General features: G+C 64.8%; 24 protein-coding genes. 11 read left to right on the forward strand and 13 right to left on the reverse strand.

Features of this window, described 5'->3' with window-relative positions; all coding sequences use genetic code 11:
- Positions 1-339 precede the first annotated feature (339 nt).
- A complete protein-coding gene (locus tag OEZ49_RS12975; RefSeq protein WP_263388703.1) occupies positions 340-2,247 on the forward strand; it encodes a BTAD domain-containing putative transcriptional regulator in 1,908 nt (635 codons plus the stop codon).
- Positions 2,248-2,335: 88 nt separating this feature from the next.
- Here the strand turns inward: OEZ49_RS12975 and OEZ49_RS12980 are convergent, their stop codons facing one another.
- The 5 genes from OEZ49_RS12980 to OEZ49_RS13000 all read right to left on the reverse strand — a co-directional run bounded on the left by OEZ49_RS12980 (position 2,336) and on the right by OEZ49_RS13000 (position 6,901).
- Complete coding sequence (locus OEZ49_RS12980) at positions 2,336-3,121, reverse strand: lysophospholipid acyltransferase family protein (RefSeq protein WP_263388704.1); 786 nt, start codon at positions 3,119-3,121, stop codon at positions 2,336-2,338.
- Between the two features lie 159 nt (positions 3,122-3,280).
- On the reverse strand, positions 3,281-4,651 hold the full coding sequence (locus tag OEZ49_RS12985; protein ID WP_263388705.1) for a glutamate--cysteine ligase: 1,371 nt from the start codon (positions 4,649-4,651) through the stop codon (positions 3,281-3,283).
- A gap of 155 nt (positions 4,652-4,806) precedes the next feature.
- Positions 4,807-5,334: a hypothetical protein gene (locus OEZ49_RS12990; protein WP_263388706.1), complete on the reverse strand. Its 528-nt coding sequence runs from the start codon at positions 5,332-5,334 to the stop codon at positions 4,807-4,809.
- Entirely contained in the window at positions 5,331-6,179 is an 849-nt protein-coding gene (locus OEZ49_RS12995) for a GNAT family N-acetyltransferase (RefSeq protein ID WP_263388707.1), read from the reverse strand. Before OEZ49_RS12995 ends, OEZ49_RS12990 begins: the two co-directional genes overlap by 4 nt.
- Positions 6,176-6,901: a 16S rRNA (uracil(1498)-N(3))-methyltransferase gene (locus tag OEZ49_RS13000; protein ID WP_263388708.1), complete on the reverse strand. Its 726-nt coding sequence runs from the start codon at positions 6,899-6,901 to the stop codon at positions 6,176-6,178. The genes OEZ49_RS12995 and OEZ49_RS13000 overlap by 4 nt, the downstream gene beginning before the upstream one ends.
- Before the next feature lie 12 nt (positions 6,902-6,913).
- On the opposite strand from OEZ49_RS13000, the gene ubiA reads away from it, so the two are divergent.
- The 3 genes from ubiA (at position 6,914) to OEZ49_RS13015 (ending at position 10,197) form a co-directional block, all read left to right on the forward strand.
- A complete protein-coding gene (gene ubiA, locus OEZ49_RS13005) occupies positions 6,914-7,876 on the forward strand; it encodes a 4-hydroxybenzoate octaprenyltransferase (protein ID WP_263388709.1) in 963 nt (320 codons plus the stop codon).
- Between the two features lie 62 nt (positions 7,877-7,938).
- Positions 7,939-9,882 carry an OmpA family protein gene (locus tag OEZ49_RS13010; protein ID WP_263388710.1) on the forward strand — a complete coding sequence of 648 codons (1,944 nt, stop codon included), beginning with the start codon at positions 7,939-7,941 and terminating at the stop codon, positions 9,880-9,882.
- Positions 9,883-10,197 carry a hypothetical protein gene (locus OEZ49_RS13015; RefSeq protein ID WP_263388711.1) on the forward strand — a complete coding sequence of 105 codons (315 nt, stop codon included), beginning with the start codon at positions 9,883-9,885 and terminating at the stop codon, positions 10,195-10,197.
- Between the two features lie 165 nt (positions 10,198-10,362).
- On the opposite strand, the gene OEZ49_RS13020 is transcribed toward OEZ49_RS13015, so the two are convergent.
- Together OEZ49_RS13020 and OEZ49_RS13025 are read right to left on the reverse strand one after the other, a co-directional pair.
- A complete protein-coding gene (locus OEZ49_RS13020) occupies positions 10,363-11,826 on the reverse strand; it encodes a D-alanyl-D-alanine carboxypeptidase family protein (protein WP_263388754.1) in 1,464 nt (487 codons plus the stop codon).
- Between the two features lie 308 nt (positions 11,827-12,134).
- Positions 12,135-12,836: an HAD family hydrolase gene (locus OEZ49_RS13025; protein WP_263388712.1), complete on the reverse strand. Its 702-nt coding sequence runs from the start codon at positions 12,834-12,836 to the stop codon at positions 12,135-12,137.
- Between the two features lie 90 nt (positions 12,837-12,926).
- Here OEZ49_RS13025 and clpS point away from each other — a divergent pair, with 90 nt between their 5' ends.
- Genes clpS through hemF form a run of 4 tightly spaced genes read left to right on the forward strand, consistent with a single transcriptional unit; the run spans position 12,927 to position 16,008 of the window.
- Positions 12,927-13,268, forward strand: a complete 342-nt coding sequence (gene clpS / locus OEZ49_RS13030) for an ATP-dependent Clp protease adapter ClpS (protein WP_164127358.1) — start codon at positions 12,927-12,929, stop codon at positions 13,266-13,268.
- 40 nt (positions 13,269-13,308) lie between these two features.
- Complete coding sequence (locus OEZ49_RS13035; protein ID WP_263388713.1) at positions 13,309-14,274, forward strand: methyltransferase; 966 nt, start codon at positions 13,309-13,311, stop codon at positions 14,272-14,274.
- Positions 14,275-14,311: 37 nt separating this feature from the next.
- Entirely contained in the window at positions 14,312-15,112 is an 801-nt protein-coding gene (locus OEZ49_RS13040) for an SDR family NAD(P)-dependent oxidoreductase (protein WP_263388714.1), read from the forward strand.
- A gap of 11 nt (positions 15,113-15,123) precedes the next feature.
- A complete protein-coding gene (gene hemF / locus OEZ49_RS13045; RefSeq protein ID WP_263388715.1) occupies positions 15,124-16,008 on the forward strand; it encodes an oxygen-dependent coproporphyrinogen oxidase in 885 nt (294 codons plus the stop codon).
- 91 nt (positions 16,009-16,099) lie between these two features.
- On the opposite strand, the gene OEZ49_RS13050 is transcribed toward hemF, so the two are convergent.
- From OEZ49_RS13050 to hemC, 4 genes are all read right to left on the reverse strand, one after another.
- Complete coding sequence (locus OEZ49_RS13050; RefSeq protein WP_263388716.1) at positions 16,100-16,519, reverse strand: RraA family protein; 420 nt, start codon at positions 16,517-16,519, stop codon at positions 16,100-16,102.
- 75 nt (positions 16,520-16,594) lie between these two features.
- Complete coding sequence (locus OEZ49_RS13055; protein WP_263388717.1) at positions 16,595-17,539, reverse strand: fatty acid desaturase family protein; 945 nt, start codon at positions 17,537-17,539, stop codon at positions 16,595-16,597.
- 64 nt (positions 17,540-17,603) lie between these two features.
- Positions 17,604-19,376: an adenylate/guanylate cyclase domain-containing protein gene (locus tag OEZ49_RS13060; RefSeq protein ID WP_263388718.1), complete on the reverse strand. Its 1,773-nt coding sequence runs from the start codon at positions 19,374-19,376 to the stop codon at positions 17,604-17,606.
- 89 nt (positions 19,377-19,465) lie between these two features.
- Positions 19,466-20,425 (reverse strand): hydroxymethylbilane synthase, encoded by a 960-nt coding sequence (gene hemC, locus OEZ49_RS13065; protein WP_263388719.1) that lies wholly within the window; start codon positions 20,423-20,425, stop codon positions 19,466-19,468.
- Positions 20,426-20,531: 106 nt separating this feature from the next.
- Between hemC and hemE the strand changes: the two genes are divergently transcribed.
- On the forward strand, positions 20,532-21,566 hold the full coding sequence (gene hemE / locus OEZ49_RS13070) for a uroporphyrinogen decarboxylase (protein ID WP_263388720.1): 1,035 nt from the start codon (positions 20,532-20,534) through the stop codon (positions 21,564-21,566).
- Positions 21,567-21,632: 66 nt separating this feature from the next.
- Here the strand turns inward: hemE and OEZ49_RS13075 are convergent, their stop codons facing one another.
- A complete protein-coding gene (locus tag OEZ49_RS13075) occupies positions 21,633-22,727 on the reverse strand; it encodes a CaiB/BaiF CoA transferase family protein (protein WP_263388721.1) in 1,095 nt (364 codons plus the stop codon).
- A 136-nt stretch (positions 22,728-22,863) separates the two neighbouring features.
- Between OEZ49_RS13075 and OEZ49_RS13080 the strand changes: the two genes are divergently transcribed.
- Positions 22,864-23,724 (forward strand): crotonase/enoyl-CoA hydratase family protein, encoded by an 861-nt coding sequence (locus OEZ49_RS13080; RefSeq protein WP_263388722.1) that lies wholly within the window; start codon positions 22,864-22,866, stop codon positions 23,722-23,724.
- On the opposite strand, the gene OEZ49_RS13085 is transcribed toward OEZ49_RS13080, so the two are convergent.
- Positions 23,721-24,161, reverse strand: a complete 441-nt coding sequence (locus tag OEZ49_RS13085; RefSeq protein ID WP_263388723.1) for a winged helix-turn-helix transcriptional regulator — start codon at positions 24,159-24,161, stop codon at positions 23,721-23,723. The two genes, OEZ49_RS13080 and OEZ49_RS13085, sit on opposite strands and share 4 nt — an antisense overlap.
- Positions 24,162-24,252: 91 nt before the next feature.
- Here OEZ49_RS13085 and OEZ49_RS13090 point away from each other — a divergent pair, with 91 nt between their 5' ends.
- A complete protein-coding gene (locus tag OEZ49_RS13090) occupies positions 24,253-25,173 on the forward strand; it encodes an alpha/beta fold hydrolase (protein ID WP_263388724.1) in 921 nt (306 codons plus the stop codon).
- Positions 25,174-25,255 lie beyond the last annotated feature (82 nt).

Below are 25,255 nucleotides of genomic sequence, written 5' to 3' on the forward strand. Positions count from 1 at the left end.
GAAACCACCTGTGCCGCGTGTTTTTTGGTTTTTCGGAGGGCTCTGAAACACGTGGGACATATGCACTGGTATATTCATTCAACAAATCGAAGCGAGCCATCTGAACATTCCCTGGAGTTGTTGCCGTTCATCCGAGATCGGGCCGGATGCTCCCAGTTTGCGTTTGAGCCGTGAAAGGATCGCTTACCGATCGTCAGAGCGATTGTGGAAATCGATAACGCGCCGTGAAAAATGCGCTTATTGTCCCAAGAACAACGTCAATTCGACGACAGGGAGCGTGGCGAGGTGGCTGACGCAGGAAAGGTCCAAGCGCGGATACGTTTGTTGGGCGGCTTCGAGATGACTACGCCCAATGGGGTTCCTGTGGCGATCACCGGGCGAAAGATCCAGGGGCTTCTTTCCATCCTTGCTTTTTCGCCGGGTCTGACGGCGAGCCGCGACCGGCTGGTCGGGCTGTTATGGTCGGACCGTGACGACGACCATTCGCGCAACAGCCTGCGTCAGGCGCTTGTTGCGCTGAGGAAGCGCCTTGGCGACGCCGCACTGGATATCCTGGAAACCGAGAGAGACGACGTGCGGCTCGTGCAAGACCGGATCAGCTGCGATGTTTCGGAGATGAAATCCCTGGCCGATGCGGGAGAGTGGAGCAGGGCAGCGGCGCTTTACCGTGGTCCTCTCCTCGACGGCATCAATGTTCGAGATGCAGCGTTCGAAGAGTGGGCGTCGTTCGAACGCCAGAAGGTAGCGGAACTCGCATTTGGCGTTCACGAACAGATTTTCGAGGCGGCAGAGGGTGGCGAGCGTCTGGCCGCGGCGAACATGCTGTTGGCCTTGGAACCGTTTCGGGAACGTGCGCACCGTGCCGTCATGACAGCCTTGGTGCAAACCGGCGCGCGCGACCAGGCCCTGCGCCAGTATGAGGCTTGCCGCGTCATGCTGGAAAACGAGTTGGGCACCGAACCCGCCGCTGAGACCGAGGCGCTCAGGGCGGCCATCCTGGCCGGCGCGGTATCAACTCCCGCATCCGGGCGCGTGGGCAATGGCGACGACGCGCCGGGCGTGCGCGTGCTGCCCTCGATCGCTGTGCTGCCCTTCGCCAATATTTCGGGCGATCCAACGGACGCGATTTTCGCCGATGGGATCGCGGAAGACATCATAACGGCCCTGTCGAAGCTTTCGAAACTGTTTGTCGTCGCCCGCAATTCAACCTTTACCTACAAGGGCAAGGCGGTCGACATTCGCAAGGTCGGACAAGAACAGAAGGTGCGCTATGTGCTTGACGGCAGCGTGCAGCATGGCGCTGGCTGGTTGCGTATTGCGGTGCAATTGATCGACGCGACGACCGGTCATCACCTTTGGGCCCAGCGCTATGATCGCGCGACTACGGACCTTTTCGAGATTCAGGACGAGTTGACGCGCGAAGTCACGTCCGCGTTGCAGATCGAGTTGACCGAAGGGGAACAAGCGCGGCTCTGGGCCAGCGGCACGAAGAACCTTGAGGCCTGGGAAGCCACTATTCAGATCCCGGAACTGCTGCACAGCCATCGCCGCATTGACATTGCTCCGGCCCGCCGACTTGCCGAAAGAGCTTTGCAGCTCGATCCTGGATATGCCAGCGCCTGGGCCATGCTGGGATGGTCATACTGGAACGAAGCCTACAACTGTTGGTCGGACGAACCGGAGGCGGCGCTAGCCAAGGCGCTGGAGGCGATGGAAAAGGCCCGCGAGATCGACGATTCGAATCCCGACACGCTGGCGTTGCTGGCATTTCTGCATATCTCGCTGGGCAAACACGACGCGGCCCGCGACTTTGCCAACAGGGCGATGCTGCTGGGGCCCAGCAATTCATTCGCGCCAGCGGTGGCGGCGAACGTCGAATTGTACTCCAACAACCCCGCGGCAATGGTTCCGCTGCTCAAGCGCGCCATGCGACTTTGCCCGATTTATCCGGCCTGGTACCTGGGTGACCTGGCTTATGCATACCTGCTTCTGGATCGCCGAGAGGAAGCGATTTCGGCGGCGCAGGAGTCGGCGCGCATAGATCCCGACTATGTCTACAATCATTTCGTGCTCGCCGTGGCATTTGCAGAGCTTGGCCGGATCGGCGAAGCCCGGGCCGCAACAGAGGATATCCTGCGCATCGAACCGGGCAGCAGCATCACAAAGTATCGCGAAAGCCCATTTCAGGAAGAGAGAGTGATTGAACGGATTGTCCGGGGGCTTCGAAGGGCCGGCCTGCCCGAATGAACCTGCTTGCCGTCAGAAGTGTCTGTCGAAAGGAAAGCGACAGGCCGTGGTTTCCTTTGAGCAGACCGAGAGTGTTCCGGGGGCACGCTCAGAGGGCCTGTTGCCGTCCCTCGAAAACCTCGATCATTGCTGACCGGAGGCGGGCCACATCGGCGTCGGCTGACGCGTTCGGGTCGCAAAGGAAGGGCTCCAGCACCTCGATCCGGATGCTGCCGCTCTTGGGCAGGCGTTTGCCGCCTGGCAAGAGACGGTCGGAGTTGAGGATGACGATCGGGCGGATCGTGCGACCGGTCTCGCGGGCGACAAGAACCGCGCCTGGCTTGAACTCTCCCAGGGTTTCGGTGCCGACGCGTGTGCCCTCGGGGAACAGGACCAGGGACCGGCGGGTGGGCATTGCCTTTACGGCATCGGACAATGTCTGAAGCGCCAGCTTGCCGCTCTTGCGGTCGATCTCGACCAGACCCGCGCTTTTGAACCCGCGACGAAGCAGGGCGGCATCGCAAAGCTCCTTCTTGGCGCCGAAGGTGATCCATTTTTCGGCCGGCAGGGCATCCATCAGGGCAAACCCGTCAAGGTGGCTGCGGTGATTGATCACGATGATGCTGTTTTCGTCGTGGCGCAGCGCATCATGTGCCGCTGCGCCCATTTCCACGCGGGTGCTCAGCAGCCACATCAAGCGCGAACAGGCTCGTTTGATCGTGCGCCAGTACCAGCCGCGAAACCCGCGCCGGGATTGGCACAGGACCGGGATGAAAGCGATGAACAGGAAATAGAACGGCCCAAAGAGAACCAGACCGGTCCATTTGACAATTCTGATGAGGGCGGGCGCGGAAAACTCCGCCTGCCCGCCGCTTCCGTTTGATGTGTCTGTCATGGCTTCCCGGCGATATGGACCTGCCATTGGCGGTCAAGAGCGCCATGAAGGGCATAGTCTGCCCCTAAGTCAACCAGATAGCCGAATCCTGTGCGATCCGATGATCCATGATCGGCCGCCCCCGCCCGCTGCCGTCTCGCCACGGGCGGGGGCGCCGGATCAATAGCTGTATTCGCGGTAGATGCAGGTGAGGTCGCCGTTCCAGTCGCCGTTGTAGTGGTCGAGCAGTTCGTCGGCGGGGGTCTTGCCCGTTTCGACGCTGTCCTTGAGGGCGCTGAGGAAATGGGTCTCGTCCGGGACCATGCCACCGGCGCCGGGGCGGGCGCGGGATTTGAGGCCGGCCTCGGAGATCGCCAGCACTTCGCGCGCCAGCGCGTGCATGTCGATATTGCCCGCCCGCGCCTGAAGCCCCTGGCGGCTCGCCTCGATGCGCAGGGTCTCGCGCGTCTCGGCATCCCAACCCTTGACCAGGTCCCAGGCAGCATCCAGCGCCGACTGGTCGTACATCAGCCCGACCCAGAAGGCGGGAAGCGCGCAGAGCCTGCGCCACGGACCGCCATCGGCACCGCGCATCTCGATGAATTTCTTGATCCGCGCCTCGGGGAAGAGCGTGGTCAGATGATCGGCCCAGTCGCTGAGCGTCGGCGTCTCGCCCGGCAGCGCAGGCAATTGGCCCTTGAGGAAATCACGGAAGGACTGGCCCAGCGCGTTGATATACTTGCCGTCGCGGTAAACGAAGTACATCGGCACATCGAGCGCGTATTGCACCCAAGCCTCGAAGCCGAACCCGTCTTCGAACACGAAGGGCACCATGCCGGTGCGGTCGTTGTCGAGATGCCGCCAGACGCGGGCACGCCAGCTTTTGTGGCCGTTGGGCTTGCCTTCGAGGAAGGGCGAATTGGCAAAGAGCGCGGTGGCAACCGGTTGCAGGGCAATCGCGACGCGCAGTTTCTGCACCATGTCCGCCTCGGAGGCGAAATCGAGGTTCACCTGCACAGTGCAGGTGCGGCGCATCATGGTGGTGCCCGATGTGCCCACCTGTTGCATGTAATTGTCCATCAGCTTGTAGCGGCCCTTGGGCATCAGCGGCATCTGGTCATGGGTCCAGATCGGCGCGGCGCCGAGGCCGATGAAGCCGACGCCGATCTTGTCGGCGATATCCTTGACGTCGCGCAGGTGGTCGTTCACCTCGTCGCAGGTCTGGTGGATGGTTTCCACCGGCGCGCCGCTGAGTTCCAGCTGGCCGCCCGGTTCAAGGCTGACATTGGCGCCGTCCTTGGTCAGCCCGATAAGCTTGCCGCCCTCTTCCAGCGGCGCCCAGCCGTGCAGGTCGCGCAGACCCTGGAGGACGGCGAGAATCGAGCGCTCGCCCTCGTAGGGGAGCGGTTTCAGCGTGTCCTTGCAGTAACCGAATTTCTCGTGCTCGGTGCCGATGCGCCAGTCGGACTTGGGCTTGCAGCCCGAGGCAAGGTATTCGGCCAGCTGTTCGTGGCGTTCGATCGGTCCGCCGCCGGACTGGGGAATGGACATGGCTGGGGCTCCGTCTTGGCTGTGCTGCGTCCGCCGAGAAGTGGCATATTTCGCGCGGGTGTCAATGCATGGGGCGCGAGAAGCTCACGCGGATGTGTTGGCCGGTCGGTGGCCGGAGGTCAGGCGCGCGGGGGTGCGGGCGGCTGATTCGGCTGTCAGTGCAGCCATTGCGTGGGGGGCCGCGAAGGGGTGCGCTCCCAGATCACCACGGCATGGCGAGGGGCGCCGTTCAGCTCGGCCAGCATGCGTTCCGTGCGCAATCCGGGCAGGCTGGCGAAGACGTCAAAGAGCGCCTCGGCGCCTTCTGCGTTGACCGGGATCAGGAGCGGCGGCTGGCCGGGGCGCTCCAGCACCCAATGGGCGGGCATGAGGGCGGGGTCGAGCGTGAGCCGTTCGATATCGGCAGCGGCGACCGAGCCGCCGGTAAGCGGGCCCATATAGGTGATCTCGCCCTCGTCCAGCGTGACCACGCCCGGCCCGCCGGACCCGGTGCGAAAACGGGCACGCTGAAGGCCGACAACAGTGAGCCCCGTACCGGCCAGCAGGGTCGGCCAGCCGACCCAGCCCAAAAGCCCGCCCGGACCGGTGATCCAGCTGAGGCCCACCAGCGCGATGGCGATCCCCGCCAGCACCTCGCGCCAGCGCCACAGCGCGGCGCGCGCCTCGGGACGGATGAAACTCATCGCGGCACCCCCAATGTCAGCGGCTCTTTCAGCAGGGCAAGACGGTAGGAGCCGATCTGGTTGAATCCGATCTTCTCATAGGCCCGTGCCGCCTGTGCCGATGCGGTAAACAGGATCGCGCGGGCCACGCCTTCGCCGCGCAATTCCTGTAGATGCGCAGCAACAATCTGGCCCGCCAGCCCTTCGCCGCGCCGGTCCCGGACCACGAATACGCCGCCCACCTGAACCGTAATCCCTGCGCGGGCATTGATCCCCGTCATCGCCACAGGAATCCCGCCGACGAGCAACAGCCGCACCCGGCCCGAGGCAATCGCAATCCCGGCATTGGCCGCGTTCAGCGCCAGATCACAGCCATCGTTCAGCCCCGCATCCGCCGCGTATTGCCCGAACCACTCGGTCAGCAGCGCCCGGTGATCCTCGGCCGGACGGATCAGCGTGGCTTTGCTTTTGATCCCTGCCAGGTCGCGCGCATAGAGCGGCTCGGCCCGGTTCACGTGCCACGCGTCCCCGGGCACCGGCAACGCTGCCAAGACCACATCCACCTGTGCCACATCACCGGTCATGCCACGCAGGGTGTAGCCTTGGAGCAGATGAGCATAGGTCTGCGCCTCGGTGGCGCCGATCCCGGGCAGCTGGCACATCAGATAACCGCCATTCGTCGCCCCGAATACACCGGTGATGCCCTCACCCGTCTCGCGGAGGAAATACGCGGTACCGTTGGCGTGTTCGGTATTGTTCAGACCATGCGCTTCGAGATTGCCGAGCAGGAACATGGACGTCTCGCTATGTCGCCTCAGAAAGGCGACAATCGCGCCGACGTCCTTGTCCTCGGCCTTGCGGATCATGCCCAGTCCCCCAGCGCCTGCTGCCAGAGGGTCATGGCCGCCACGGCGGCGGTATCGGCGCGCAGGATGCGGGGGCCGAGGCTGACGACATGGGATTGCTCCATCGCGTGCAGGCGCTTGCGTTCGGCCTCGGAAAAGCCGCCCTCGGGGCCGATCAGGATGGCCCATGGCCTGCCCCGCCCTTCCGAGGCGAGGCGCAGGGCGGACCCGGCCTCGGCCTCGTCGCAGAACATCAACTGCCGGTCGGCGGGCCAGGCATCGAGCAGGCGGGAAAGCTTTTGCAAATCCGTCACCTCGGGCACGAAGGTGCCGCCGCATTGTTCGGCGGCCTCGATGGCGTGGGCCTGGAGCCTATCCTGACGGATGCGTTCGGAATTGGTGAAATCGGTCTGCACCGGCACGATCCGGGCAGCGCCCATCTCGGCCGCTTTCTCGACGATGAAATCGGTGCGCGCCTTCTTGATCGGGGCAAACAGCAGCCAGAGGTCGGGGGGCAATTGCAGAGGTTTGGTCTGCGTCTGACAGACCAGCGTACCGCCGCGCTTTCCCGCCTCGGTCACATGGGCCAGCCATTCGCCGTCGCGCCCGTTGAACAGCGCCACGGCGGCGCCCGCGTCAAGCCGCATCACCCCGAAGAGGTAATGCGCCTGGTCGCGCGACACCGGAACAGGTTGCCCCGGGGCCAAGGGGTGCTCTACATACAGCCTGATCTTTGCACTCATGAAAGACTACATATGCAAGGCCAAGCCCCAACACCAGATGGTCAGGTTGCCGATGCGGTGACCGGCAACTGGGTCGATATCCATGCCCCGGCCTGGTCGCGACCCTTTTTGCGGCTGAGCCGGGCCGACCGGCCGATCGGCACCTGGCTGTTGCTGCTGCCCTGCTGGTGGGGGCTGATGCTGGCCATGCTCGACGGGCAGGATGCGCGCTGGGGCGATCTGTGGATCGCGGTGGGTTGCGGCATGGGCGCGTTCCTGATGCGGGGCGCGGGCTGTACCTGGAACGATATCACCGACCGCGATTTCGACGGGCAGGTCGAGCGCACGCGCTCGCGCCCGATCCCCTCGGGGCAGGTGAGCGTGCGGATGGCGGTGGTCTGGATGGTGGCGCAGGCGCTGTTGGCGCTGATGATCCTGCTGACGTTCAACCGGGCGGCCATTGCGCTGGGCGTACTGTCTCTGTTGCCGGTAGCGGTCTATCCCTTTGCCAAGCGGTTCACCTGGTGGCCGCAGGCGTTTCTGGGGCTGGCGTTCAACTGGGGCGCTCTGTTAGCCTGGACGGCGCATTCCGGCTCGCTGGGCTGGGGCGCGGTGTTTCTTTATGCGGCGGGCATCTCCTGGACGCTGTTCTATGACACGATCTATGCCCATCAGGATACCGAGGACGACGCGCTGATCGGAGTGAAATCCACCGCCCGGCTGTTCGGCGAGCAGACGCCGCGCTGGATGATGTATTTCCTGATCGGCACGGTCAGCCTGATGGGAGTCGCGGTGATCGAGGCGGCGCTGCCAGATGCCTCGATCCTGGCGCTGGTTCTGGCGCTGGCGGGGCCCTGGGCGATGGGCTGGCACATGGCCTGGCAGCTGCGCGGCTTGGACCTGAACGACAACGGCAAGCTCTTGCAACTGTTTCGGGTGAACCGCGACACCGGCCTGATTCCGCTCATCTTCTTTGGCGCCGCCCTGTTCGCGTGATTGCACCCGGTGGCGGTGGCGGTTAAGAAACCTGTCAAAGACCGGAGAGACACGACCTGCTCATGCGACTTCCCCTGACCCTTGTGGTCGCGCTGACCTTTGTTCTGGCTGCGGCCCTGTGCGGTGTTGCCGCCAGTTTCGCGGTGACCGCAGTCGAGGAGAACTCGGAAATTGCCGTGCGCCGGGCGCTGGACCTGAACGGGCATGACTGGGCCGAGGTTGAGGCGAACGGATTGCAGGTGCAGCTGACCGGCATGGCCCCGGACGAGGCGAAACGGTTCAACGCGCTGTCGGTGGTGGGCGCCGAGGTGGATGCCTCGCGCGTCATCGACCGGATGCAGATCCGGCCCTCGGCCGGGATGGCGCCACCGCGGTTTTCTATCGAGATTTTGCGCAACGACAGCGGTATATCGGTGATCGGGCTTGTGCCCGCCCGGATGGACCGGGCGGCGCTGATCACCTCGCTGGGTCGGCTGGCCGAGAACGAAAGCGTGACCGACCTTTTGGAGACCGCGAGCTATCCGGTGCCCGAGGGCTGGAACGACGCGCTGGGATTTGCGGTCAAGGCGCTGGACATGCTGCCCCGGTCGAAGATTTCCGTCAGCGCCGGGCGAGTGACCGTCAAGGCAATCTCGGACAGCGGTGCTGACAAGAAGCGGCTGGAAGAGGCGTTGAACCGGGCAGCGCCGCCTTCGGTGAGGATCGGGCTGGATATCGCGGCGCCGCGCCCGGTGATTACACCCTTTACCCTGCGGTTTCTGATCGACGAGGAAGGCGCTCGGTTTGACGCCTGCGCGGCCGAGACTGCCACTTCGCGCGCGCGCATCCTGGCGGCGGCGAAATCGGCAGGCGTCAAGGGCACCCCGGGCTGTACCATCGGGATGGGCGTGCCTTCGCCCCGCTGGGCTCGGGCGGTCGAACTGAGTATCGGGGCGGTGGCTGCGCTGGGTGGGGGATCGGTAACCATCGCAGATGCCGATATCACCCTGGTCGCCGCCGAGGGCACCGATCAGGCGCTGTTTGACCGGGTCGTGGGCGAGTTGCAGACAGACCTGCCGGATGTCTTTGCCCTGCACGCGGTGCTGCCGGAGCCGGAGAAGACATCGACTGCGGGACCGCCGGAATTCACCGCGACGCTGAGCCCCGAGGGTCAGGTGCAGTTGCGCGGGCGGCTGGGCAGCGAGGACATGCGGTTCATGGTGGACAGTTTCGCCAAGGCGGCCTTTGGCTCGAGCGTGGTCTATACCGCGACCCGGATCGTGCCGGAACTGCCTGGGGACTGGTCGATGCGGGTGATGGCCGGCATAGAGGCGCTGGCGACCCTGAAGAACGGTGCGCTGGTGGTGAAGCCGGACAACCTGATCCTGCGCGGGGTCAGCCATGACGAGGAAGCGGGCGCCAGTCTGGCACGTCTTCTGGCCGAGAAACTGGGCGAATCGCATAGTTTCGAGCTGGACATTGTCTATGAAGAGCCTCCGCTGACCGAAGAAGCCGGACCGGACCCCGACATGTGCGAGGCGCAACTGGTCGAAATCCAGAAAGCCGGTAAGATCAATTTTGAACCCGGTTCAGCCACCATCGCGGGTAGTTCGGCGACCACCATTGAACAGATTGCGGAGCTGCTGCAGGCATGTGGGCCGATCCGGCTGGAAATCCAGGGGCACACCGACAGCCAGGGTCGCGAAGAGATGAACAAGCAGCTCAGCCAGGCGCGGGCGCAATCGGTGCTGAACGAACTCAGGGCGCGACGGGTGCTCACCTCGACTTATTCGGCGGTCGGCTATGGCGAGAGCCAGCCGATTGCAGACAACGGTACCGAGGAAGGCCGCGAGGCGAACAGGCGGATCGAATTCCGCCTGATCCGGCCCGAGTTGCTCGATGAGGAAACCACCGCGCTGGAAGAGATCGAGGCGACGGAAAACGGCGCGGCCGAAAACGCGGATGCGGATGCGGATGCGGCAGCGGGGACGACAGGGGCTGACGGGGCGTCCGGGGAGGATCAATAAATGAACAGAACCGAGTTTATCATCACCACGGCCATCATCCTGTTCGTCGCCTTTTCCATGGGCTGGTTCGCCAACTGGCTGGTGCACCGGTTCACCCGGGTGCGGCAGAGCGACGTGGCCGATCTGGACCGGATGAGCCAAGAGCTGCACGAGGCGGAGGAAACCCGCGATCAGGCGATTACCTACTTGCAGCAGCGCGAGGCGGAGCTGTCCAACCAGCTGGCACAGACCGAGGCCGAACTGGGCGCCGCCATGGATGGGCTGCGCGCCGCGCGGCAAGAGGCCGAAGAGCTGCGGCAGCATCTGAACGGATAACCCTGGGTACAGCGCAGAAAGCCGTATGAACCCGGAACAGCGCGAATGCGTTCAAGTGCTGGGCATTGTGAACATAGCCCACCATTGGCGCCATGCGGCGATGTTCGAAATGAAAAGGCCGCGGCTTGGGTCCACGGCCAATTCACGAGGTAGCAGGTCTTTGGCTCAGGACGGCCCGATCATGAAACAGGGGACATTTCGCGCCGAGAGACGGCGGCAGGCCAGGTCGGCCTGATCGCGGGTCATTCCCTGGAAGGTTGCGTCGTACCCTTTGGAGGACTGGTTGACCTTGCGCAGGGTGCCGTCGAGCGTGTTGATCTCGGCCAGCGCGGTGCGTAGCAGGACCTTTTCGGCGTCATAGCGGCTGGAGTAACGGCCGATATTGATACCCCACAGATGCCCGCCGGAGGTGGACAGGCGGGTGACGACCTCGCGTTCGACCTCGACCACGTCGGCTTGCGTCGAACCGGCGTCGGCGGAGGCCAGAACCAGATTTTCCGGCCGCATGGTCGGGCGAACACCAGGCACAGCATCGGCGCCGCGTTCAAGCTGGGTCGCAATTGACGGAGCGGCGGGCGCCGCCGGAGTGGCCTCGGCCATGGCAGCGGAGATACCGGCCTGGATGCGGTCTTCGTCCTGGCGGGCGGTTTCGGCGACGGCCTGGGCGACCACGGTCGCGATCTGGCCACCGGGACGGGCCAGCGGCCGCAGGCTACTGCCGGGCGCGCCAGCGACGCGCACGGTTTTCGAGGTGCTTTCGACAGAGGGCGCGTCGGACGGCAGATTGTCGTTGCCCGCATAGAGCGGGATGCCTGGCGCCCGGATCGGGGCGCGGTTGGGTGCTTTGCGGAAGCCGAGGTCGAGCAGTTCGGCCACCTTGGCATTGCGCGCGGTGCTCGACTTGCCACCGAACACGGTGGCAATCACCCGCTTGTCGCCGCGCTTGGCCGAGGCCACAAGGTTGAAGCCCGCAGCCTGGGTATAGCCGGTCTTGATGCCGTCGGCCCCCTCGTATGCATCGAGCAGACGGCGGTTGGTATTGGCCACCGACTTGATGCCAGCACTGGTTTGGCGACGCGAGAACAGGTTGTAATACTGTGGATAGTCATACAGCAGATGCCGCCCGAGGATGGTCATGTCCTGAGCGGTGCTCAGGTGGCCAGACTCGGTCAGGCCGTTGGCGTTCTTGAAGGTGGTGCGCGTCATGCCCATCGCCGATGCGGTCCGGTTCATCCGGCGGGCAAAAGCGGCCTCGGACCCCGATATGGCGATACCGATGGCGGTGGCGGCGTCGTTGGCCGACTTGATCGCGGCAGCCCGCACCAGATAGCGAAAGGCGATCTTTTGCCCGGCGCGCAACCCCAGTTTCGATGGCGGCTCGGCAGCGGCCTGCGGGGTGATGCGGATCTCTGTGTCCATGGTCAGTTCGCCGTTCCGCACCGCCTCAAACGCGATGTAGAGCGTCATCATCTTGGTGAGAGAGGCCGGGTGGAGCCGGGCGTTGGCATTCTGGGAATGCAACACCTCGCCGGTGCGGGCATCCATCACCATAGCCGCATAGGGCGCTGCACGCGCAATTGAAACAAGCGACAGCATCACAACTGCCGCAACGAATAGGAGTAAGCCCATAAGGGCCGGCATTTTTTGCCGAACCTGCACGATCATTGCCTCTGTCTGCCTCGGGCCGCCGGTTTCCGGCTGGCGAATTTATTGTGTTTGAGACAGGCTAACACAGCAATTTCTCAAAATAAACCCGCCGCTTGGGCGCATGTGCAGAATTTGTTTGTACTTGCTGGACCAGATGTAGGGGTTTGGTTCGTGTGCGCCTCTATACCGGCGATTGTGACGAGAATGTGGCCAATGGCAGTACGTGCCCACTGGCCGTACTTTGTGGCCCAGGTGCCGGGTGCAGTGTGCCGGGGCAGATTGTACGGCGCCTAACCGATTGTAACCACCAGGTCCGCCAGCGCGCCGAGATCAGGCAGGCTATGATATCGCGACCGGTCCTGAGGCGGGTCGGCCTTTTCGATCTCCCATTCCAGCCCATGGGGCACAAACACGCCCCAGGCGCCCGCCTCGATCGGGGCCAGCACGTCAGAACGCATGGAATTGCCCACCATCATCGACCGCCCTGCCCCGTCGCCATGGCGAGAAAAGACGGTCTGATAGGTACGGGCGGTCTTTTCCGAGACGATTTCGACACCGTGGAACAGGTCGCCAAGTCCTGATTGCGCCAGCTTGCGTTCCTGGTCGATCAGATCGCCCTTGGTGATCAGCAGCACGCGGTGGGTTTGCGCCATGGCCTCGACCGTGGCACGGGCGTGCGGCATAAGCTCGATGGGATGGGCCAACATCTCTTGACCGGCCTCGATCAACTGCCGGATCACGGCGGCGGGCACCCGGTCATCGGTCACTTCGATGGCGGTTTCTATCATCGACAGGGTAAACCCCTTTACCCCATAGCCATAGTGCCGGATGTTGCGCCGCTCGGCGGCCAGCAGCCGTTCCATCAGGTGGTCGGCCTCGGCGAAATCGGCCAAGAGCCCCGCAAAATGCGCCTGTGTCAGTTGAAAGAACCGCTCGTTATGCCAAAGCGTGTCGTCGGCATCGAACCCCACGGTGGTCAGTTTTTGCGACATGTTTCGCGTTTGCTTTCTCTTTTCCATTTCCGCGCTAAGGTTATATAAGCTTGCGACCCAACCGAAGCCGGAATCGGATACGCGCCCCCAATGACCGCAAAACCGCATATGATGTCGGACAAGGATGACCAGGACAACGACGCGTCCGTCCTGTTGCAAACGCGCCCCAAGACCAAGCGCCCGCCGCTGTACAAGGTGCTGCTCCTGAACGACGATTACACGCCGATGGAATTCGTTGTGCATGTGCTGGAGCGGTTTTTCGGCATGAATCACGCGCAGGCCTTCGAGATCATGCTGACCGTGCACAAGAAAGGCGTTGCGGTTGTCGGCGTGTTCAGCCACGAGGTGGCGGAAACCAAGGTGGGACAGGTGATGGATTTCGCCCGCCGCCACCAGCACCCGCTGCAATGCACCATGGAGAAAGAGGACTGACGGCAAGCGCCGCCTGCCCCCTCTGGAACGGAAAACGCCGATGTCCCCTCGTCTTGAGCTGGCCTTAGCCTCGGGCCTTGTCCTGAGCCCGCCCTTGTCTGTTCTGGGGCCGACCCCGGCGCAGGACCTGTCGGCCCTGCCCGAAGGCGCGCAGGTGGTGCAGCCGTTTCGGCCCCATCACGACCATTTCGCGCGCCTAGGCTTTGACACGGTGGCACGGTCGGAGGCGCCCTGTACGGATGCAATCGTGTTCCTGCCGCGCGCCAAGGCACAGGCGCGGGCGATGGTGGCGGATGCCTGCCGCCGCGCCTCGGGCGTGGTCGTGGTGGACGGGGCCAAGACCGATGGCATCGACAGCCTGTTGAAGGACATCCGCAAGCGGGTCGCGGTCGAAGGGCCGCTGTCCAAGGCGCATGGCAAGATCTTCTGGTTCCGGGCCGACGGGGCCGATTTCTCAGACTGGGCCGCACCCGAGGCGCAGGAGGTAGAGGGATTCCGGACCGCGCCGGGCGTGTTTTCCGCCGACGGGATCGACCCGGCCTCGGCCCTGCTGCTGGCGGCGCTGCCGAAAAAGCCCGGCAAGGTGATTGCCGATCTGGGTGCCGGATGGGGCTATCTGTCTGCCGGGCTCTTGTCGCGCGAGGGGGTCAAGGCGGTGCATCTGGTCGAGGCCGATCACGCGGCGCTGGAGTGCGCCCGGGTAAACGTGGACGAACCGCGCGCGCATTTTCACTGGTCCGATGCACTTACGTGGAAGGCGCCCGAAAACATCGACACGGTGGTGATGAACCCGCCGTTTCACACCGGCCGCGCCGCCGAGCCGGAGCTGGGCCAGGGATTTATCGCGGCCGCCGCGCGGCTGCTCGTCGCCTCGGGTCAGCTGTGGATGGTGGCCAACCGTCACCTGCCCTATGAGGCGGCGCTGTCGCGGCATTTCGCGCAGGTGGCCGAGGTGGCGGGCGACGCCCGCTTCAAGGTGCTGCATGCCTCTCGCCCCCAGCGGTGATCCCGGCTAAGTTGCGCCCCGAGTCAGGAGGAAGCTCATGTCCTTTTCCATTACCGGCAAGACCGCCATCGTGACCGGGGCCGCCAACGGCATCGGCCTCGCCATTGCCCGCCAGTTCGCCTCGGCCGGAGCGAATGTCATGTTCGCCGATATCGACGAAAAGGGGTTGTCCGAGGAATTGGGCGATCTGGGCGAAGAGGGCAAGATCCGGTATTTCGCGGGCGACCTGCGCGAGCGGCTGACCATCGCCAATCTGCTGTCGGCCACGATCGACGCGTTCGAGCAGATCGACATTCTGGTCAACGGCGCGCGGCAAGTGGTCCCTACGGATCCACTGGATCCCGAGGACGACACCATCCGCACCCTGCTGAACCAGAACCTGTTTCCCGCTTTTCGCCTGAGCCAGGCGGTGGCGAAGCGGATGATCAAACAAGCGGGTGAGGATGGCGAAGGGCCTGCGGGCGCGATCATCAACATCTCGTCGGTGGCCGCCCGGCGAACCCATCCCGACCTGATGGCCTATTCGGTGTCGACCGCCGCGCAGGACCAGATGACCCGCTCGCTGGCGGTGGCGCTGGCACCGCACCGGATCCGGGTGAACGCCATTGCTATCGGTTCGGTGCTGAGCGCCTCGTTGCAGGCCACGCTCAGGGAGAACCGGGAGTTCCGCCAGGATATCGAGCGGCATACACCGCTGGGCCGGGTTGCCGCCGCGAACGAATTGGTGGAGACCGCGCAATATCTGGCCTCGGACGCGTCGAGCTTCATGACCGGGCAGATCCTGACGGTGGATGGCGGGCGCACCCTGCTGGACCCGGTGGCAGCACCCGCCCATTGAAGGAAAATCAGATGTTCGAAACCGAGAAATCCACCGCCGCCGCCTGGTTCCGGGATTTGCGCGACCAGATCGTTGCCGCCTTTGAAGGGCTGGAGGATAGCCACGCCGAAGGGCCGTTCAGCGACTTGGCGCCGGGCCGGTTCGAAGTGACCGAGACCACGCGCCAGTCGGACGATGGATCGGATGCGGGCGGCGGGCTGATGAGCGTGATGCGGGGCGGCCGGGTGTTCGAGAAGGTGGGTGTCAACATCTCGACCGTCTACGGCACGCTGGGCGAGCGGGCGCAGGCGGCGATGGCCGCACGCAAAGGCATTCCCGGGATGGCGGACGATCCGCGCTTCTGGGCCTCGGGCATCAGCCTGGTGGCGCATATGCAGAACCCGCATGTTCCGGCGGTGCACATGAACACGCGGATGTTCTGGACCCCGCATGCCTGGTGGTTCGGGGGCGGGTCGGACCTGAACCCCTGTATCGAATACGCCGAGGACACGGCGCATTTCCACGCCACGCAAAAGGCCCATCTGGACCCACATGGGGACGACCACTACCCCCGGCTCAAGGCCTGGGCGGACGAGTATTTCTATATCCCGCACCGCAAGCGGGCGCGCGGCGTCGGCGGTATCTTCATGGATGATCTCTGCACCCACGACTGGCAGGCCGATTTCGCACTGACGCAGGATATCGGGCGGGCGTTTCTGCCGGCCTATCTGCCGCTGGTGGAGCGCCGCCGGGTGCAGGACTTCGGCGAGGCCGAGAAAGAGGCCCAACTGGTGCATCGGGGACTCTATGCCGAATACAACCTGGTCTATGACCGGGGCACCAAATTCGGACTGGAGACAGGCCACGATGCAAATGCCGTGCTGATGAGCCTGCCGCCGCTGGCAAAATGGATCTGACCGGGGAAAGGGGGCGCTGCCCCCGTCGCCTGGCGGCGACTCCCCCGGAGTATTTTCAGCGAAATGAAGCGGCGGGAGGGTTTCCGATCGGTCAGGGCCGGAGCCAGAAATCCTCCTCGAGCCGGTCGTAGCAGTAGTTCTGCGCCATCGAGGCGGTCATATTGTCGCCGACGACCTTGACGCTGACCGAATAGCCCGGCGTGGTGTTGACCCCCGGCGGCGGTTGCAGCGCATAATGCACGCCCTTGCGGCCCTTGACCGTGACCGCGGGGCCCACCGGGCGGACCAAATAGATCCGCTGGGTGGCGCTGGTGCGCAGCACGCGGATGGCATAGTCACCCGCGCCGCACCAGAAATCCTTAGGCGCCGAGCCGTTGCGGTTGACAACCTCGATCACGCCTTTGCTGACGGGATAGACCTCGAACCGGTTGAAGGCCTGAAAGGCGAGCGCCATGCTGGGGGCCAAAAGGCCCGCGCCCAGCAGCGCCAGTGCCGTCTTGCGCCGTGTCATCAAGATCTCCTGCACAAAAATGCTTTGCGGTTCTTAGGGTAGCGGATTTCTCGGGCCGCGCGACATGAAAAATGCTCATGCGCTGCGCCAGCCCGCCTCGCGCAGCGCGACGCCATAGCTGGGGGCGGTTTTCATCCGGGCGCCGAGCCCCTTTTCCAGCAACAGCGCGTGCATCCGTGGCAGGTTGTAGCAAGGCACATGCATTATCATGTGATGTTCTAGGTGGTAGTTCACCCAATAGGGCGCCACCAGCAGCCGTGCGATCGGACCGGCAAGGGTGGTGCGGACGTTCCGGAACGGATCCTCGGATTGTTCGGTGGCGCCATGTTCGGCGATATTGCGGATACGCAGGACGAACTGGAACCAGGTGAGATAGGGCAGCAGCCAGAAGGCCAGCCCCCACCACCAGTCGCCGACAAGGCTGATCAGCAGGGCCACGCCAAGGAAGATCGGCAGCGATTTCCACAGTTGCGGCGCCTTGAAGCTTTGCGCGAAATCCGAAGCCGCAGCCTTAATCGCCTCGTCATCGCCAGCGAGGCGGAAGGACATCAGGATTTGGCCGGTCAGCTGTTTGATCCCGGTGCGCCCGGTCAGATCACGGGCGAACTTGCGCCGCATAGAGGCATGCGAGGTGGGGAATTTCGACGACAGGACAAGGTCGGGGTCCTTGTCTGTCTGGGTAAAGCGGTGGTGGGTCAGGTGATAATGGCGATAGGCCGCCAGTTCCGCCAGGATCGGTCGGCCACAGAGCCATTCGCCTACAATGTCGTTGAACCGCCGGTTGCGGAAGAGCGCGTTATGCGCCGCCTCGTGCATCAGGATGGCAAGGCCCAGCTGGCGCGAGCCGATCACGATCACCGCCAGGACAAAGGTCAGCGGATTGGGCCAGAGCCCGAAGAGCGCCACCGCCAGCGCGATGGTGCCCCAGCAATGCGCAACCAGCCAGACGCCCATCAGGTCCGACCGTTCGGCCAGGGGGCGGATTTCCTCGGTGCTGAGATAGGCCTTGCCCGGTGTCATGTTGCGTCCTCCCTGACAGACAGGGTCTCAGGTCGGGGACGGGCCTGTCAAACAGAGCGCCACGTCATTGGGCCGGCAGGCCAAGATCGATCAGGATCTGGAGATTGGCTTCGTCGGCCGCAACCCAGCGCGCCCAGATCGGAAAGCGGAAGGCGCGGCGCCAGAATTCAGCCGTCAGGGCCGGGTATCTTTCGCGTGCTTGAGCAAGGTAATGCGCGGCCTTGTCCCGGTTGCCAAGCTTGGCGTGTTTCAGGGCAGTCGCCATGAAGACGAAGTAGTCCGCATTGGGAAACCGGCAGGCGGTCTCATAGGCGGCCAGCGCCTCGGGATCGGCGGCGTCGGTGTTGCGAAAGGTGAAGGCATTGCCAAGCTGGAACCAGAAGCCCCAGGCCATCGGGTCCTTTGGGTTCAGGCGCAGTGCGGTGCGGGCGGCCCGTTCCAGCCGGTCGCAATCGAGCCTTTGCATGAACAGGCAGGCGTGGCAGCGACCGAAATGCAGCACCGCGTTGTTGGGATTGAGCGCCTCGGCCTTGTCCAGCGCGTCGGCGGCATCCTGTTCCCGCCCGGTTATGGCCAGCAGGACGCCCAGCGCGACATAACCGATTTCAAGGCGATCGTCGCGCTCGATGGCTTGCGCAGCATGGTCTAGCCCAGTCGAGATTTCGGCGGCCGGGTCGCGCGACCGCCCGGTGATGACCTTCACCCAGGCGAGGCGTGCCAGCAGCGCGTGCGGCAGGGCGAAATCCGGATCGGCGGCAATGGCGCGGGTGTAGAAGGCATGTGCCTGCGAATAACCCTCGTCGGTGTAGCGGGTGAATTCGGAATAACCCTTTTGGCACATCTCCCAGGCAGTCAGGCTGTCGGTGGGTTTGCGGCGGGCAAGGTTGCGTTCGTGCGCGCCCAGTTCCGGCTCCACCCCGGACACGATGGCGGCGGTCAGCTCGTCTTGCAGATCGAACAGGTCGGCCATGGTCCGGTCCCAGCGTTCGGCCCAGACATGGGCACCTGTGCGGGCGTCGATCAGCTGAGCGGTGGCGCGCAGCCGGTCGCCCGCGCGGCGGACCGAACCCTCGACCACATAACGCACGCCCAGTTCCTCAGCGATCTGGCGCACGTCCTTGTGGCTGCCCTTGAAGGCAAAGGCCGAGTTTCGGGCGATCACGGTCAGGGTGCGGAACCGGCTGAGTTCGGTGGTCACGTCCTCGACGATGCCGTCGGCCAGGAAATCCTGTTCCGGGTCGGCTGACATGTTGTCAAAGGGCAGGATGACCACGGCGGGCAGTTCGGTGCGCATCAATGGGGTGCCCGTAGCGCAGGCGATGCCTTCTGCGCCTACACGCCAGACCTCGACCGGGTCGGGGATGTTCTTGACCGGCTGCGGTCCCAGCGCGATCAGCTCGGCCGCGACCTTGCCGCGCACCTGGTCGTGGACACTGCGGGAGATGCAGATGCCGCCGGGAGTGGCCAGGCTTTCCAGCCGGGCGGCGATATTGACCGCGTCGCCGAGGATATCGTCGCCATCGCTGATCACGTCGCCCAGGTGGATGCCGACCCGGAACAACATCCGGGTATCGGGGGCGGTTTCGGCCTGGTCGCGCGCCACCCGTTGCAGGATGGCGACGGCCGACCGCAGGGCGGCGACGGGCGAGGCGAACTCGGCCAGCATGCCGTCGCCCATGGTTTTGATCAGCCGCCCGCCCTCGCGGGAAAGGTCGGGCTGGACGATGTCGGCGAAGAGGTGGCGCAAGCGGGTGACCGTGCCTTCCTCGTCCGCAGCCATCAGGCGCGAGTAGCCTGACAGGTCGGCAGCAAGGATGGTGGTCAAGCGGCGGTCCATGCAAGGTCTCCGGACGGGCGCAGGAATGCGCCCCGCCTACTATGCCCGGGGAACCGGCGATGACAAAGCCGGAAAGACTGCGCGCGTAGTCAGTCGCGCCAGGCGAAGAAGCCCGGTCCCGCTTGTGCCAGCAGGTCACACGCCATCTGGGTGCCCAGCGCCGGGCCGTCGGCCACGTCGCCGCTGCGGTCGAGCGCGATCGCCTCGGACCCGTCGGGGCGCAGCACCTCGCCGCGCAGGCGCAGGGTGTTGCCGTCCAACTCAGCCAGACCAGCGATAGGGGTCTCGCAGGATCCGTCGAGTGCGGCGAGCAGCGCGCGCTCGGCGGCCAGCCGCAAACCGGTCTCGGCATGGTGAATGGCGGAGAGCATGTCACCGGCGCGGGTATCATCGGCGCGTCGCTCGATCCCGATGGCACCCTGCGCGATGGCGGGCAGCATGTCGTCAGGCGAGATTGCGGTGGCGGGCACATCGGCCATATTGAGCCGCCGAATGCCTGCCATGGCGAGGAAGGTACATTCGGCGACACCTTCGGAGAGCTTGCGCAGGCGGGTCTGCACGTTGCCCCGGAACTCGACCACATTGAGGTCGGGTCGACGGTTCAGCAACTGCGCCTTGCGGCGCAGCGACGAGGTACCGACCACGGCGCCCTGCGGCAGGTCGCGGATTGCCGAATGGCTGGGCGAGATGAAGGCGTCGCGCACATCCTCGCGCGGCAGGAAGGTGTCAAGCACCAGGCCTGCGGGCTGCTCCACTGGCATGTCCTTGGTCGAGTGCACGGCGATGTCGATATCGCCGCGCAGCATCGCCTCTTCGATCTCCTTGGTGAAGAGGCCCTTGTTGCCGATCTCTTTCAGCGGGCGGTCCGCCTCGATCATCGCGCGGTTGTCGCCAGTGGTCGAGATCACCACGATCTCGAACGCGTCCTCGGGCAGGTCGAAGGCGGCGCCAAGACGCCTGCGGGTTTCGAACGCCTGCGCCAGCGCCAAAGGCGAGCCACGGGTGCCGATCTTGAGCGGCGATGCGGGAGAGGGAAGTACGATTTTCATGGACGCCAGCAATAGTCGCGTCACATTGCCCTGACAATGGGGGCTGCGCTTGACAAATTGCCGCCGAAGGCAGACCCGTGGCGCAAAGTGAAGGATGGGGGCGGATATGGCCGAGACAAAGAAACTGCTGCGAACGCTGGCGGGCGAGGTGCTGGACACCCCGCCGATCTGGATGATGCGGCAGGCCGGACGGTACCTGCCCGAGTATCGCGCCACCCGCGCGCAGGCGGGCGATTTCCTGTCGCTGTGCTATAATCCCGAACTGGCGGCCGAGGTGACGCTGCAACCGATCCGCCGCTATGGCTTCGACGCGGCGATCCTGTTTGCCGATATCCTGTTGGTGCCGCAGGCGCTGGGCGCCGATCTGTGGTTCGAGACCGGCGAGGGGCCGCGTCTGTCGACCATCGGGGCGCAGGCGGATTTCGACCGGCTGAAGCCGGTGGAGGCGATCCACGAGACGCTGGCGCCGATCTATGAGACGGTGCGCATCCTGACCCGCGAATTGCCGCCAGAGACAGCGCTCATCGGCTTTGCCGGGGCGCCCTGGACGGTGGCCACCTATATGATCGCCGGGCGCGGCACGCCGGACCAAGGCCCGGCGCATGCACTGCGCGAGGGGAACCCGGAGCTGTTCGACGCGCTGATCGCACGGCTGACAGCGGCCACCATCGAATACCTGAGCGCCCAGATCGAGGCGGGGGCCGAAGTGGTAAAGATATTCGACAGCTGGGCCGGGTCGCTGAAGGGCGAGGCCTTCACCAAGTATGCGCTGGAACCCTGCCGCGAGATCACCCAGGCCCTGAAAGCGCGCCACCCGGGTATCCCGGTGATCGGATTTCCGCGCGAGGCGGGTGAGGGCTATGTCGGATTTGCCAAGGCCACCGGCGTCGATTGCGTGGCGCTGGATAATTCGGTGACGCCGAACTGGGCGGCGGCGTATGTTCAGCTGGACGGCTGCGTGCAGGGCAACCTGGCCTCGTCGCACATGGTGACCGGCGGTCAGGCGCTGGTGGATGAGACGCGGCGCATTGTCGATGCCTTCTCGGAGGGGCCGCATATCTTCAACCTGGGCCATGGCATCACCCCGGATGCCGATCCTGCAAACGTGCAGCTTATGATCGACACGGTGCGCGGGCGGTGAGTGCAGGAGCGAGGGGCGCTGCCCCTCGCGCTCCCCGGAGTATTTTGGGCGAAATGAAGGGGCGGGTCAGGGAGTCCCGGGCTGGCCCAGTTCTGCAAGGATTTCCGCCGTGTGTTCGCCGCGCGCGGGGCTTGGTTTTGGTTGCCAGTCGCGGTCTTTGAAGCGGGGCGCAGGTGCGGCCTGGAGCGTGCCGTCGATCTCGGCCCAGGTGCGGCGGGCGGCGTTCATCGGGTGGTGCTGCGCCTCTTGCGGGCTGAGCACCGGGGCGACGCAGGCGTCGGTTCCGAGGAAGAGCGTGGTCCAGTGGTCGCGCGGCTTTGTGGCGAAGAGTGCGGCGAGGCGGGTGGTGAGCGCGGGCCAGAGTTTCGGTGCGAATTGCTGCTGAAACTCAGCGTCGTCTGACAGGCCGAGGCGGTCGAGGAAATGCGCGTAGAATTTCGGTTCCAGGCATTGCACGGTGACATGACCGCCATCGGCGCAGCTATAGGTCCGGCTCCAATGCGGGCCGTCGAGCAGGCTGCGGCCGCGTGTCTCGGACAGGTTGCCGGTCTGGCCGAGGCTCATCAGCAGATTCATCATATGGGCCGAGCCGTCATAGATCGCGGCATCGACCACGGTGCCCTGCCCGGTGGCGCGGGCGTTCAGCAGGCCGGCCAGCAGGCCGGTGACCAGATACATGGCGCCGCCGCCAATATCACCCACCAGCGTGGCGGGCGTTTGCGGCGCGTCGCCGGGGGCCGAACCGTACCAGAGCGCGCCCGAGAGCGAGATGTAGTTGAGGTCATGCCCCGCGGCATGGGACAGCGGCCCGTCCTGACCCCAGCCGGTCATCCGGCCATAGACCAGCGCCGGGTTCAGCGCATGGCAATCCTCGGGGCCGAGGCCAAGCTTCTCCATCACGCCGGGGCGGAAGCCTTCGATCAGGGCATCGGCGCTGGCGATCAGGGCGCGGGCGGTGGCGACGTCGGCGGCATCCTTGAGATCAAGTGCGATGGAGCGTTTGCCGCGATCCAGAAGCGAACGCTCCGGCATGCCTGGTGTTACCGCGCCGCCCTTGCGGTGCACGGTGATCACATCGGCGCCCAGATCCGCCAGCAGCATGGCGGCAAAAGGTCCGGGGCCCAGCCCCTCGATCTCGACGATGCGGATGCCGTTCAGCATTATGCTCTCCTTTTCTTTGTGGCAGGTTCCCGGCCCCGCGCGCCGAAATCAAGCGCGGCGGTGCCGCATGACGTGGCGTTGCGTTTTGTGCGCGCCGTTTCACATGCTCTGCTGGGGTGTAATCAGGGAGGAAGACATGTCCGTTGTTGCCTATGAAAAGGACGGGCGCATTGCCCGGATCACGCTGAACCGGCCCGAGGTGATGAACGCCATCAATGACGAGCTGCCGGGTGCGCTGGCCGCTGCCGTGGCACGGGCCGATGCCGATCCGGGTGTGCATGTGATGGTGCTGTCCGGGGCGGGGCGCGCGTTTTGCGCGGGCTATGACCTGACCTATTACGCCGAGGGCAACGGGGCGGGCGATGTGACCCAGCCGATGCCCTGGGACCCGATCAAGGATTACCGGTTCATGTGGGCCAATACCCAACATTTCATGTCGCTTTGGCGGGCGGTGAAACCGGTGCTGTGCAAGGTGCACGGCTTCGCGGTGGCGGGCGGGTCGGATATCGCGCTGTGCGCCGATATGACGATCATGGCCGAAGACGCGCAGATCGGGTACATGCCGACACGGGTCTGGGGTTGCCCTACTACCGCAATGTGGGTCTATCGGCTGGGCGCCGAGCGGGCCAAGCGGATGCTGTTCACCGGCGACAAGATCACCGGGCGTCAGGCGGCGGACATGGGGCTGGTGCTGGAGGCGGTGCCGGCCGACCAGCTGGACGACCGGGTCGAGGAGCTGGCCGCGCGCATGGCCACCGTGCCGATCAACCAGCTGGCGATGCAGAAACTGGTGATCAACCAGGCGATCGAGCAGACCGGGCTGATGCAGACGCAGCGGCTGGCGACGATTTTCGACGGCATCACCCGGCACAGCCCGGAAGGCATCCATTTCAAGGAGCGCGCCGAGGCGGTGGGCTGGAAACAGGCGGTGGACGAGCGCGACCAGGGCACCTGGGACTGGACGGCGAACGAGGCGATCCCGAAAGGCAACCGCTAGGTTCGCCGGAGACGCATCGTTTCATAGGTAAGCGGCGCGCCGGTGGTGCGGTCGACCACAACCGGATCGACCTCGTGCCCGTCCGTGTGCGAGACGACGCGGATCGGCGGTCGCAGATCGCTGGGCAGGTTGTCGGTGGCCCAATCGACCAGCATCAGCATGACCGGGCCAAAGGCACGTCCCGCCGGGGTCAGCCGGTATTCATGCCTGAGGGGCCGCTCTTGATAGGGCACGCGGTGCATCAGGCCCAGCGCCTCAAGCTTCTTAAGCCGTTCCGCCAGAAGGTGGCGGGTTATACCGAGGCGGTCCTGAAACCCGTCGAACCGGCGGGTGCCCAGAAACGCCTCGCGCAGGATAAGCAGGGTCCAACGGTCGCCCACCACCGACATGGCGCGGGCGACAGGGCAGGAATCGTGATCGAGATCGCTCCATTTCATGTCCGCAGACTTAGCACGAAACTTATGGGTTCCAAATTGGAACTTACTGATGCATAGTAAGTTCTGTTTTAGAACTTACGGGGAATCAGGAATGTCGATCACACATCCCTCTGGCCAGTCCCGCCAGCCCGGCCGCCCCGACCCGCTGATGATACGGTTGACGAGGACGGCGGCCGCCCTCGCCTCGCGCGCGGTACCGGGGCTTTCGGCGGGGGTTCTTGAGCGCCTGTTCACAACGCCGCGCCGGTATGCGGTTCAGCCGCACGAAGCGGACCGGATGGCCGACGCGCGGACCGGTCATCTGGAATTGGCCGAGGGTCTGCGTATTCCGCTCTATCGCTGGGGCAATGGGCCGACGGTGCTCTTGATCCATGGCATGAGCGGACGCGGCAGCCAGATGGCGGGTTTTGCCGCGCCCCTGGCCGCCGCCGGGTTCAGCGTTGTCGCCTTTGACGCGCCCGGACATGGCGCGGCGCCGGGCAAACGGTTCTCTCTGCCCGAATATGCGCAGGTGGTCTTGCAGGTCGCGGGTCACCTCGGCCCGCTGGCCGGAGTCGTGGCGCATTCGGTCGGCGCCGCCGCAATGACACTGGCGTTGAGCGAGGGGGCCGAAACCGGGCGGCTCGTCTATTTTGCACCGCCCGAGGACATGGAGGGCCATCTGTTCCGGGTCGCGCGTTTTCTCGGATTCTCGACCCGGGTCGCAGGCCGGACGCAACGCCGGCTGGAAACCCGGCTGGGCGTTCCGATGGAGGCGCTGCGCGGGCGCAACATCGCCCGGACCATGACACGGCCCCTGCTCGTCTTTCATGATCGGGGCGATGGCATTGTTCCCTTTTCCGACGGAGCCACCCTGATACGCCACTGGCCCGGCGCCCGTCTGGTCGCGACCGAAGGTCTGGGGCATGCCCGGATCCTGCGCGACGCTGAGGCACTGGACCGGACGGTGCGCTTTCTGGCCGGACGGCAGAGCGGGCAAGGCACCATTGGCTCGGAGGACGTGGCGGCATAGGATCGCCCCTGCCGAGGGGCTTGCCTTGCGGGGTCCCGGCCAATAGCGTCATTCCGGACTGTGTCATGGTCTTGGGGGAACG

This window comes from Ruegeria marisflavi (assembly GCF_025673445.1).
Classification (GTDB): domain Bacteria; phylum Pseudomonadota; class Alphaproteobacteria; order Rhodobacterales; family Rhodobacteraceae; genus Ruegeria_B; species Ruegeria_B marisflavi.

Excerpts from the sequence above, each read along its gene's own strand:
- OEZ49_RS12980 (WP_263388704.1), bottom strand. The coding sequence starts at position 3,121 with ATGACAGACACATCAAACGGAAGCGGCGGGCAGGCGGAGTTTTCCGCG.
- OEZ49_RS13055 (WP_263388717.1), bottom strand. The coding sequence starts at position 17,539 with ATGACACCGGGCAAGGCCTATCTCAGCACCGAGGAAATCCGCCCCCTG.
- OEZ49_RS12985 (WP_263388705.1), bottom strand. The coding sequence starts at position 4,651 with ATGTCCATTCCCCAGTCCGGCGGCGGACCGATCGAACGCCACGAACAG.
- OEZ49_RS13000 (WP_263388708.1), bottom strand. The coding sequence starts at position 6,901 with ATGAGTGCAAAGATCAGGCTGTATGTAGAGCACCCCTTGGCCCCGGGG.
- OEZ49_RS12975 (WP_263388703.1), top strand. The coding sequence starts at position 340 with ATGACTACGCCCAATGGGGTTCCTGTGGCGATCACCGGGCGAAAGATC.
- OEZ49_RS13080 (WP_263388722.1), top strand. The coding sequence starts at position 22,864 with ATGTCCGTTGTTGCCTATGAAAAGGACGGGCGCATTGCCCGGATCACG.
- hemE (WP_263388720.1), top strand. The coding sequence starts at position 20,532 with ATGGCCGAGACAAAGAAACTGCTGCGAACGCTGGCGGGCGAGGTGCTG.
- OEZ49_RS13020 (WP_263388754.1), bottom strand. The coding sequence starts at position 11,826 with ATGGGCTTACTCCTATTCGTTGCGGCAGTTGTGATGCTGTCGCTTGTT.
- OEZ49_RS13010 (WP_263388710.1), top strand. The coding sequence starts at position 7,939 with ATGCGACTTCCCCTGACCCTTGTGGTCGCGCTGACCTTTGTTCTGGCT.
- OEZ49_RS13075 (WP_263388721.1), bottom strand. The coding sequence starts at position 22,727 with ATGCTGAACGGCATCCGCATCGTCGAGATCGAGGGGCTGGGCCCCGGA.
- OEZ49_RS12990 (WP_263388706.1), bottom strand. The coding sequence starts at position 5,334 with ATGAGTTTCATCCGTCCCGAGGCGCGCGCCGCGCTGTGGCGCTGGCGC.
- ubiA (WP_263388709.1), top strand. The coding sequence starts at position 6,914 with ATGCAAGGCCAAGCCCCAACACCAGATGGTCAGGTTGCCGATGCGGTG.
- OEZ49_RS12995 (WP_263388707.1), bottom strand. The coding sequence starts at position 6,179 with ATGATCCGCAAGGCCGAGGACAAGGACGTCGGCGCGATTGTCGCCTTT.
- hemF (WP_263388715.1), top strand. The coding sequence starts at position 15,124 with ATGTTCGAAACCGAGAAATCCACCGCCGCCGCCTGGTTCCGGGATTTG.
- hemC (WP_263388719.1), bottom strand. The coding sequence starts at position 20,425 with ATGAAAATCGTACTTCCCTCTCCCGCATCGCCGCTCAAGATCGGCACC.
- OEZ49_RS13090 (WP_263388724.1), top strand. The coding sequence starts at position 24,253 with ATGTCGATCACACATCCCTCTGGCCAGTCCCGCCAGCCCGGCCGCCCC.
- clpS (WP_164127358.1), top strand. The coding sequence starts at position 12,927 with ATGACCGCAAAACCGCATATGATGTCGGACAAGGATGACCAGGACAAC.
- OEZ49_RS13040 (WP_263388714.1), top strand. The coding sequence starts at position 14,312 with ATGTCCTTTTCCATTACCGGCAAGACCGCCATCGTGACCGGGGCCGCC.
- OEZ49_RS13085 (WP_263388723.1), bottom strand. The coding sequence starts at position 24,161 with ATGAAATGGAGCGATCTCGATCACGATTCCTGCCCTGTCGCCCGCGCC.
- OEZ49_RS13025 (WP_263388712.1), bottom strand. The coding sequence starts at position 12,836 with ATGTCGCAAAAACTGACCACCGTGGGGTTCGATGCCGACGACACGCTT.
- OEZ49_RS13050 (WP_263388716.1), bottom strand. The coding sequence starts at position 16,519 with ATGACACGGCGCAAGACGGCACTGGCGCTGCTGGGCGCGGGCCTTTTG.
- OEZ49_RS13015 (WP_263388711.1), top strand. The coding sequence starts at position 9,883 with ATGAACAGAACCGAGTTTATCATCACCACGGCCATCATCCTGTTCGTC.
- OEZ49_RS13060 (WP_263388718.1), bottom strand. The coding sequence starts at position 19,376 with ATGGACCGCCGCTTGACCACCATCCTTGCTGCCGACCTGTCAGGCTAC.
- OEZ49_RS13035 (WP_263388713.1), top strand. The coding sequence starts at position 13,309 with ATGTCCCCTCGTCTTGAGCTGGCCTTAGCCTCGGGCCTTGTCCTGAGC.